At 52.5% G+C, this 9,701-nt stretch carries 10 protein-coding genes; 3 read left to right on the top strand and 7 right to left on the bottom strand.

The window, feature by feature from the left end; genetic code table 11:
• From JMF85_RS16720 to JMF85_RS28425, 5 genes are all read right to left on the bottom strand, one after another.
• Positions 1-390 (bottom strand): ABC transporter permease (locus JMF85_RS16720; RefSeq protein WP_201318555.1); only part of this gene is annotated, 390 nt, incomplete at its 3' end.
• 203 nt (positions 391-593) lie between these two features.
• Complete coding sequence (locus tag JMF85_RS16715) at positions 594-1,628, bottom strand: sugar ABC transporter substrate-binding protein (RefSeq protein ID WP_155614103.1); 1,035 nt, start codon at positions 1,626-1,628, stop codon at positions 594-596.
• Positions 1,629-1,658: 30 nt separating this feature from the next.
• A complete protein-coding gene (locus tag JMF85_RS16710) occupies positions 1,659-2,684 on the bottom strand; it encodes a sugar ABC transporter substrate-binding protein (protein ID WP_054798556.1) in 1,026 nt (341 codons plus the stop codon).
• An 81-nt stretch (positions 2,685-2,765) separates the two neighbouring features.
• A complete protein-coding gene (locus JMF85_RS16705) occupies positions 2,766-4,217 on the bottom strand; it encodes an aldehyde dehydrogenase family protein (RefSeq protein WP_054800475.1) in 1,452 nt (483 codons plus the stop codon).
• Positions 4,218-4,328: 111 nt separating this feature from the next.
• On the bottom strand, positions 4,329-4,451 hold the full coding sequence (locus tag JMF85_RS28425) for a hypothetical protein (RefSeq protein WP_258313471.1): 123 nt from the start codon (positions 4,449-4,451) through the stop codon (positions 4,329-4,331).
• Between the two features lie 153 nt (positions 4,452-4,604).
• Between JMF85_RS28425 and JMF85_RS16700 the strand changes: the two genes are divergently transcribed.
• From JMF85_RS16700 to JMF85_RS16690, 3 genes are read left to right on the top strand one after another with little or no spacing between them, the layout of a single operon-like run.
• On the top strand, positions 4,605-4,982 hold the full coding sequence (locus JMF85_RS16700; protein ID WP_201318557.1) for an IclR family transcriptional regulator: 378 nt from the start codon (positions 4,605-4,607) through the stop codon (positions 4,980-4,982).
• Positions 4,942-5,391 carry an IclR family transcriptional regulator gene (locus JMF85_RS16695; protein WP_201318556.1) on the top strand — a complete coding sequence of 150 codons (450 nt, stop codon included), beginning with the start codon at positions 4,942-4,944 and terminating at the stop codon, positions 5,389-5,391. The genes JMF85_RS16700 and JMF85_RS16695 overlap by 41 nt, the downstream gene beginning before the upstream one ends.
• A gap of 59 nt (positions 5,392-5,450) precedes the next feature.
• The gene (locus tag JMF85_RS16690; protein WP_127610621.1) at positions 5,451-6,233 is read left to right on the top strand and encodes an IclR family transcriptional regulator; all 783 of its coding nucleotides are present in this window, start codon (positions 5,451-5,453) and stop codon (positions 6,231-6,233) included.
• A gap of 369 nt (positions 6,234-6,602) precedes the next feature.
• Here the strand turns inward: JMF85_RS16690 and JMF85_RS16685 are convergent, their stop codons facing one another.
• Both JMF85_RS16685 and JMF85_RS16680 read right to left on the bottom strand, forming a co-directional pair.
• The gene (locus tag JMF85_RS16685; RefSeq protein WP_196426831.1) at positions 6,603-8,744 is read right to left on the bottom strand and encodes an acetate--CoA ligase family protein; all 2,142 of its coding nucleotides are present in this window, start codon (positions 8,742-8,744) and stop codon (positions 6,603-6,605) included.
• Positions 8,734-9,600, bottom strand: a complete 867-nt coding sequence (locus JMF85_RS16680; protein ID WP_196426832.1) for a p-hydroxycinnamoyl CoA hydratase/lyase — start codon at positions 9,598-9,600, stop codon at positions 8,734-8,736. Before JMF85_RS16680 ends, JMF85_RS16685 begins: the two co-directional genes overlap by 11 nt.
• Positions 9,601-9,701 lie beyond the last annotated feature (101 nt).

The raw sequence follows: 9,701 nt of genomic DNA, 5'->3' as shown, positions 1-9,701 counted from the left end.
CCCCGTCACGATCGTCATCGTAGCCAGCGTTATCATCAACGGGTGGATGTTTAACGTCACCCACAGATAGCCGTTGACGAACCCGACCAGCGTCGCCGCCGCCACTCCGGCAACCGCCGCCAATACCGGGTGCACCTCTGCATGGACCATCAGCCAAGAGGTCAGTATACTGACCAAGGAGATTTGCGCACCGACCGAGAGGTCAATTCCCCCCGCAATCATGACGAAGCACATCCCGACTGCGACTATCCCCATCATCGAAACCTGACGCAGAATATTGAGCAAATTGTTGATCGTCAAGAATGCTTCCGTCATGGATGAGAACAAGATAAACAATAGCGCCAGCACGATAAATATGCCGTATTTCCTAAAAAATTCGTTCAGTGCCATATCGCCTCTCCTCCGCTTCAATGCTGTGACGCCATGTCCATGATGTGTTCCTGCGCGAACGCTTCCCTTCCCAGCTCCCCGGTCATTCTGCCAATTTGAATTTCCCCTTCGTCAGGAGCGTCGGCTCCGGCAAACATCTCAGCGAGAACACGATTTCGATATCCTGCATGGCTCTCCTCTTTCATCGGGTCTTTACGGCAGGCTTACTTGGGCATAAACGCGTCCGCATTGCTTGCATTGACGATCGTCAGCTTCGAAAGCTGGTCTCTCTCCACGCTCTCGCCGCCGAGCAGCTTCAGGATGTTATCCACGATGATTATCGGGTTCTTGGAAGTCGCCATATCCAGGGTGGTCCGGAGCACGCTTCCCTCTTCCTTCAGCTTCGTTAACATTTCAGGTGTTGCACCGACACCGTTAATGTAAAAATGGCCGGTTGCCTTGCCGTGGGATTTGACAGCCTCATAGGCTCCAAGCGCCTCCGAGTCGTCGATCGTGGCAATGACTTGGATATTCGGATGGGCCGTCAGCAGGTTCTCGGCTACTTTCTGTGAATCTGCCACGGTCAATGCCTCATGCTTCGCTACGATCTTCGCATTCGGCGCGTTTTTCTTGATCGCAGCTTCCAGCGCGACGCCTCGCTCGGTCAGACCGGGGTTATAGGTTGAAATAATGAGCCCGACTTCCGCGTTGCCGCCGAATTTCTCGTTAATCCATTTCGCCGCATCTTCACCTACCGCAGTTCCGACCGCCGTATGATCCGAGTTCACCACGACATCCGCATGCTCGATCCCGAACGATCCCCAGCCGACCACTCTAATCCCGGCATCCTGCGCTTTTTTCAAGGAATCCTCCAGCGGCTTCGGATCGATCGGGAACACGATCATCGCTTGCACTTTGGAGGATACCAGATTTTCAATGTTGTTAATCTGCTTGTTCACGTCCATGCCCGCATTGGCGACCAACAGCTCTCCGCCCTGTTCTTGGACCCGTTTCTTAATGGCGCCGATTTGAGCGATGAAGTACGGGTGCGCTTCATCCGGTACCGCAAAGCCTACTTTTAACGGCGCTTTTTCTTTCGAGCCTTCAGCCTGGTTCGAGGAAGCGCCCGCAGCCGTGTTCGTGTTAGCAGACGAGGTTTCGTTGCCGCCATTCCCATTTCCGTTTCCGCATGCCGACATGACACCCACAAGCAAGATCGCGATGACCGTTGTCAATAAATGTTTCAATGATCTTTGCACCGTAACATCCCCCTTTGTATTGTCCAAATTTTATTTGGCAAATTGGTCGATATTTCCGCCATCGAGAACCGTAAGTTTGGAGAAATAAATTTTATCCACCCGTTCGCCTTTCACGAGCTTCATGATATGGTTCATCGTGACATCAGGCTGTTTCGCCGTCTCCAAGTCGAGCGTTGCCCGGAAGGCGCCGCCTGCCTTCACCTCAGCCAGTGCCTGCGGCGTTCCGTCTGTTCCGTTAATAAAGAATTTGCCATTATCCCGGCCCGCCGCCTTAACCGCCTCTAACGCTCCCAGACCATAGGGGTCCATCATCGTGGCGATCACCTGCAGGTTCGGATTGGCGGTAAGCATGTTCTCCGCTACACCCTGAGCGGCCGCTTGTGTTCTAGCTTCCTGCACGGACACGATTTTGGCGCCCGGCGCATTATTCCGGATCGCTTCCTCCAATGCCTTGGAACGATCGATCAAACTCTGGTTTGCGCTCGAAACGATGAGTCCCACTTCCGCTTTACCGTCCAGCTTCTCGTTGATCCATTTGGCGGCGGTCTCCCCCATCAGTTTGCCGATCTCTTTATGGCTGATGGTTTGGGTGACGTCAACGTACGGCATGTCATCGTTCCCCAGAGCGATAAATTTAACGCCGGCTGCTTGTGCATGCTGAACGGCGGATTCAACGGCTTTCGGTTCCATCGCGTTAATCAGGATGACTTGAACTTTGGATGCCACCATGTTCTCAATGTCGTTGATCTGTTTATTTACATCGTTGTTGGCTCCGAACACGAGAAGTTCACCGTTTTCTGCGGCAAGACGTTCTTCAATGGCCTTGATTAATAAAATAAAGAACGGGTGGGTCGAGTCGGGAATCGTCACTCCAACTTTCAGCTTGGTTCCCTCTGTTGATTTATTTGCCTGCCCACCCGCATCCGTATTTGCCTGATTATTGCTGGCAGCCCCGCCGTTATTTCCGCCTGAAAGGTTCCCGCTGCTGCTGCATGCCGCAACCAGCAGAAGCATAGCGGACAAAAGGATAATCAATGCCGGTTTGATCTTTTTCATATAAAGCCCCCCTAGTTTTTATTGTTAACGCTTACATTTAACTGTCTATCAGTTCATCTTTCGACCGCTTGATTCTTCGCATCAATGACTTTGCTTGTGATAATTGATCGCATGGTACTCGATGTATTCCGCAAGGCCGACTTCCGAATTTTCCCTGCCGATTCCGCTTTGCTTAACGCCGCCAAACGGCATAAGCTTGGCGCCGAGAGGAGACTGTCCATGTCCATTGATAAACGTCATCCCGGCTTCGATTTCTCGGGTGACCCGCAAAGCTCTTTCAAAATCGGAGGACCATACCGAGGAGGCTAATCCATACTCCGTCATATTAGCCATGCGGAGCGCTTCCTCCTCCGAACGATAAGCAATGAGCGGGATCACCGGTCCGAACTGCTCGCAAGTGACGATGTCTTGGCCGGGTTCAACGTCCCCAACAACTGCCGGCTGCAGGAAGTAGCCGTTGTCCCAATTGGCCGGCTCCAGCTTCTGTCCGAGCTCGATGACCTTCGCACCGCTCTGTCTTGCGCCTTCGATCAGTTCTTTAACATACTGGTATTGCAGCTTATTGTTGACCGGCCCAAGGGTTGCATCCGGGTTCAATCCGTGTCCCACTTTATAAGCGTCCACTAGATCGCATGTTCGCCTGTAAAAAGCGTCGTACATCGCCTGCGGCACGTATACCCGCTTAATATCGAAACAGATTTGACCCGAGCGCCAGAAAGCGCCTTGTACAATTTTGGGGACAACCTCATCCAAATCCGCATCATCGAGAACGATGGCCGGATCGTTGCCGCCCAATTCGAAATGAACACCTTTAAGCGAATCCGCCGCACCTTTCATGATATGCTTCGCTGTCTTGCCTCCGCCGGTAAACGTGATTTTGCGGACCAGCGGGTGGGTGGTCAAAGCCGTCCCTACATCGGTGTCCCCATGAATGACGTTAATGACGCCGTCCGGAAATAAGGCCGCCATTTTTCTCAAAGCCCTACTAATACTGATCGGCGCATTCGGGGAAGGTTTGATCACGATCGTATTGCCCGCAAGCACGGCCGGCACCAGCTTTTGCAGCGTCAAGACAAATGGCGCATTCCAAGGCACAATGGCTGCGATCACGCCGATCGGCCTTTTCTCCACGCTTACAAAGCTGACCTCGTCCTCCGCTTGTTTAGATTGGAAGAAAGCTTGCGCGTTCTCAAGCGTCAAATAGATGACATAGGGGGACAGTCCGACTTCCATGGCCGCATCATTCAGAAGCATGCCATTCTCCCGTGTCAGCATTTCCGATAATGAGGAAGTATCTTCTTCCAATAATTTCGCCGCTTGCATGAACAGCGCACTACGTTCCTCCAGAGATGTTTGTCGCCACGATGCGAAAGCCTGGTGCGCCGCCTGAACGGCTTGCTCGACATGCTGAACGGTTCCTTTGGCTACCAGCCCCACTACGTCGGTGTAACGTCCCGGGTCCTTAACCTCGGTATACTGCCCGGTCTCCACATCTTCATTATTGATCAGCAGATGAAGCTTATCGACACCCATGTTCCATGACTCCTTTCTTAATACGAAGCTGAATCTTGCCGAAACCTTGCTTACTGACGGTTGTTCTTGAACCGGGCTCTAAAGAACCGGAACCCGATCGGCGTAAACGTATCAACGGATTTCCGCTTGATCGAAGAAGGCGCTTTCAAAAAAGAAGCCTAGTTCTTCAATCTGCGGTTTCAGGTCTTCTTGGATGACACCCGGTGTAAATTCATTGCACAATCCGATCTTCAATTTAACGACATCCTTTCTACAACTTTTTAATTATTATGAGTTGATTGACTCATTTTATGTTATAATGAAAAAGTATCATGGTTACACGCACGTGTCAATAATCGAAAGCGTTCTTGACGAAAAATTATGCAAAATTAAACGGAGGCAGCTAACATGAAAGACATACATATGAATTCGATTCGGACAATTGATCGGGCGATCGATGTATTACAAGCGTTCAGTGCCAAAAGCACAGCCCTGACTATCGAAGAAATATCGAAAATTTCCAATATTCCCAAAAACACCGTATACCGCATTTTATACACCTTTGAACGCAGAGGACTCGTTCAATTCGATGCCGATGCATTAACCTATCATCCTGGTCTAAGACTTTTGGAATTTTCTATGCTGAAATCTTCCACCCTTGATGTACGGCAAGAGGCAGAGCCTTTCTTGGAAGAGCTTCATTCCCTAACAAACGAAACGGTTTTGATGGCATTGCCGGAGGAAAATGAAATTTTTACGTATTCAAAAAGAAAACGAAAATCATGAAGGCTTAAAAGTAAACACGCTCGTCGGCGTACGCCGTCCTTACTTGTACGGCGTTCTCGGGCAGGCCATTCTGGCGTTTCTTCCGGAAAAACAAATAGAACGCGTTCTAAGCATTCCTCCACAACCACATACGCAGCATACCGTTACGGATGCTGCAAGGATCCGCGAGCGGCTGAAACAAATTAAACGAGAACGCGTTTTTGTTCAATCGAACGAAACCAGCCTCGGCGTCACCGGGATATCCGCGCCTGTTTTCGATATGAACGGCAACGTTGCGGCGGCCATTGCAATCGTCGGTCCCGAAGTTCATCTTCACGATCAACTGGAGGCCATGAGAAACCTTGTCATCGAAACCTCCAATAAAATTTCTTCGAAAATGGGCTGCAGCATGACCGAGACGATCCGCTGAATTGACTGTAAGGAAGGACACCTGTAAAATACAGTCATAATAGTTTTCGGAGGTTTATCATGCGCGAGATCAACATGAGTTCCATCCGTGCCATCGACCGAGCAATCGATGTGCTCGAGGCATTTACCCTTAATAAATCAACATTGACCATTGAGGAATTGTCACAGCTGTCTAAACTGCCTAAAAATACGGCTTATCGAATTTTGTACACGCTTGAACGAAGAGGTTTGATCCAATACGATCCCGAAACTCTAACCTATTCTCCCGGCTTAAGGCTAATCGAGTTTGGTTTGCTCAAAACGTCCATGCTTGACGTCCATCAGGAAGCGGAACCTTTCCTGAACGAGCTCCATCTCCAGACGAATCAAACCGTTCTGATGGCCGTCAGAGAAAATCAGGGACAAGTCTTTTATTCCTTAAAGAAAGAAAATGAAAACTACGAAGGCTTAAAAGTGACGGCGCACGTCGGCGTACGCCGCCCCTTTCTTTACGGGGTACTGGGGCCGGTGTTGCTGGCCTATCAGCCTGACGAAATAATCGAACGCGTTCTGAGTGAGCCAATCGAGCAAATCACACCCTTTACGGTTACGGACAAAGAGCTGGTTCGGCAGCGGCTGCTGCAAATCAGGAAAGATCGTTTCTTTGTAGAATTGAATGAAACGGATATCGGGGTAATCGGCATGTCAGCACCTATATTTGGTCTGGACGGACAAGCTATAGCGGCTATAGGAGTCGTCGGTCCGGAAATTCAGCTGAACGATCGGTTGGAGGAGATCAAACAGCTCATTCAAAGCACGGCCGAGAAAATCTCTTCCCGCATGGGTTACCGACCGGCAGAATAGTGTGGTGTGGATACAGCTAAATTACGCATGAGGTCTCCTTAGAAGCATCGACAACCGCTTGAACGTTCCGGGCAGGTTGCTTTGATCCAAAATGAGCTATGCAACTCAAAATTCATTTCTCGAAATAAAGTACCATGTCCGGGCCGCTTGTGTCAATCACATTGCTCTCAAAATATACAATAAATTTCAACACGGAAAGGACCCTAGCAGGTCCTTTCTATTCGTTATCTGCAGGCAGTCACGGATGGTCATACGGAAATTCCCCTTGTCTGCAAAGCGCTATGTGCTGCGGTTTGCTTCATTATAACCAGGATGTCCATCCGTATTCTCCTCCCCTTTGTAGGTCAAAGAGCGGTCACGCATCGGTCCTCATTCCGATACGACGACAAGCGCATCTAATGCCAATACGCCCTCTCCGTCGGGATATACGATGACCGGGTTAATGTCGATCTCAGCCACTTCCGGCGTCGTTCTCATAAGTTCCGCAACGACCGCCACAACCTTGGCCAGCGCCTTCAAGTCCGAAGGTTTCGCGCCTCGCGCACCGCGAAGGAGCGCGGACGAGCGCAACGTGAGGATTTTCTCCACTATGGCTTCTTCGCTTATATCCGTAGGCATGAAGCATACGTCCTTCAAGATCTCGATCCAGATCCCGCCCAGACCGACCATCACCATCGGGCCCCATTCCGGATCCCTTCGCGCACCGACCACCATTTCAATACCGCGGATTCCCATCTTCTCGACCAGCACGCCCTCCGGCTTCAACCCCGGAAACGCCCGCTGTACATTATCGTGCAACCGGGTCCAGGCTTCGCGCAGCTCAGACTCCTGCCCGATGCCGACAATGACACCGCCGATATCGCTCTTGTGCGCGATTTCGCCGGCTGATATTTTAATGACAACCGGATAACCGATTCTGCCCGCGATTTCGCAAGCTGCCTCCACATCTGCGGCCAGCTCGCCCGCCGGCACCGGAATTCCGGCGGCGGCAAGGTATTGTTTCCCCAGATATTCAGGTAAGGCACCCGTCCCTGGCAGCGGATTCGGCGTTACCGTAACCGTACAGCGGCCCCTGCCCGTTTCGGAGCGGGCGATTCCGGCTTTCGTCACGCAAGCAAGCGCACGGATTGCGCGCTCGGCCGAGCGAAACAACGGTACGCCGGTCGCTTTCATTTCGTCAATCAGCTCATCAGCCAGCTGAGATCCTTCTCCCAACAGGACATACGCGACCGGCTTCCTGGATCCCGATATGGCCGGCAGCGCAGCACGCCCTTTCGCCAGACCTATTCTCGGCGAGCCGGGCAGCACCGCGATCAACAAGCTTCCGACCGCAGCATCCGCAAGAAACGCCTCGGCTGCAGCCGTATACAAACTCATATCCGTCAATGCTTGCGCGGTGATGTCAAGCGGATTCGTGGCCGTCGTGAATTCGGGAAGCACGGGCTTGATTGCTTCGATCGTCGCTTGGGATAGCAGGGGAAGCTCCAGCCCCTCCGCTTGACAGAAGTCAAGGGCGAAGCCTTTGAACGCACCCGAGTCCGTCACAATCGCGGTACCGCGATCGGGCAGGACGGGATAGCAGGTGAGAAACCATGCGACGTCTACCAATTCCTCCATCGTATCCACCATAATGACGCCTTCATGCTCCAGCAGCGTCTGAATGACCGTGTAATCTCCGGCGAGCGAGCCCGTATGCGATTGTGCAGCTTCCCTCGACGCCTCGCTCTTGCCGGGATGCAGCAGTACGATGAATTTCCCCTTCTCTCTGGCCTTCGATGCCAGTTGCAAGAACAGCTGCGGCCGGCGAATATGCTCGACGTACATGGTCACCACCCGGGTCAATGCGTCATCCAGCAAATAGGCCAGATAATCCTCAACGCCGACCGCTGCTTCGTTGCCTGTGGAGATCGCATAGGAGAGCGGTATGCCGCGGGCCTGGCTTGTTTCCCGCAGCGAAGACATCATTCCTCCGCTTTGCGTCAGCACGCACAGGGCCAATTGACCCTCCACCGCGGTAGCCTTCAGACCCGGCGCGAAAGTCAACGGAACACGATCGATAAAATTGGTTAACCCCATGCAATTCGGTCCGGCCACCGCCATCCCGTTCTCGCGAGCGATCTCGGTGATTTGCTGCTGGGCAATCATCCCTTCATCGCCTGCCTCCGCGAACCCTGCGGCAAAAATCATGACGGCACCTGCCTCCCGTCGCGCGCAAGCCCGTACCGCTTCTACCGCCGCCGCTTGAGGAACACACAACACCACGGCGTCGATCCCTTTCGGCAGGTCATCGATGGCCGGCACGCACCGAATCCCGTTCACTTCTTCCCGGTTCCGGCTGACCATGTGAATCTCACCGTCATAGCGAAAGCGCCGCAGGTGGTCTACAACGGCTTCGCCAGGCGATCCCGGCGCAGCCGACACCCCCACGACGGCAATCGAGCGGGGGTGAAGCAGCTTCTCCACGGAGACCGTCGCAGCGGCATTGGCCAGCGGCTTCGAATTAAGACTCACGCTTGTAACCCTCCAGTCCCGGGCGAAACGTCTTATCGTCAAGGAACTGCTTGAGCCCCTGCTGCCGTCCGCGTTCCGGATCAAGCGATATTTGCTGCTGTTGTTTCGCCGCTAAATAATCTTCAGCCGTATCCCATGGCATGTCGCGGGAATATTTATAGCCCATCTTCGCCGCGTTCAGAACAACCGGATTTTTGCTAAGCAGCGTTCTCGCCAGTTCAACCGTCCGCTCCCGCAGTTTTTCTTTCGGCACCGCTTCGTTCACCAAGCCCATTTCCACAGCTTTTACGCCGTTAAACGGTTCGCCGGTCATAATATAATAGAGCGCGTTGCGCTGCCCCATTACCGCGGCAACCGCGCGGGTAACGTTCCCTGCCGGAATGATTCCCCAGTTAATTTCAGACAAACCGAAAGTGGCATCCTCTGCAGCAATGGCCAAATCGCAGGAAATCAGGGGGGTGAAGGCTCCGCCGAAGCACCAGCCGTTCACCATGGCGATTGTCGGCTTGGAGTAGTACATCAGCTTTCGCCACTGCCAATTCGTTGCCGTTCGGCGCACTTTCGCGATCTCGGCTTGCGACTTCCTCTCGGTTTCACGGAAGTATTCTTTAAGATCCATACCGGCCGAGAAGGAATCTCCCGCGCCCGTCAGCACGACGACGCCGCAGCGATCGTCCAGCTCCAATTGCTCCAAAATCTCAACCATCTCTTCGTTCAGCGCCGGACTCATCGCGTTCCGCTTGTGCGGACGGTTCAAGATCACCCAGGCAATACCGTCCTCAAATTCAACCTTCACGTTCTCTCCACCAATTGCTCCTTGATCCTTCACGGGTTGGTTTTCTTCCTGCATCGACATGTAAGATATCCCTCTTTTCAATAGATTTCGATCAATGGTTAGTGGAATTTGGTTACCACGAAAGCTCCCGTTGCTTTAAGGTTGCCTCCGTTGATTATCCC

Origin of the sequence: Paenibacillus sp. EPM92 (genome assembly GCF_016586185.1) — a bacterium.
In the GTDB taxonomy this organism is placed as follows: Bacteria; Bacillota; Bacilli; order Paenibacillales; family NBRC-103111; genus Paenibacillus_G; species Paenibacillus_G validus.
Note: the sequence above shows the minus strand (reverse complement) of the source record. Positions and strands in the feature narration are given on the sequence as shown.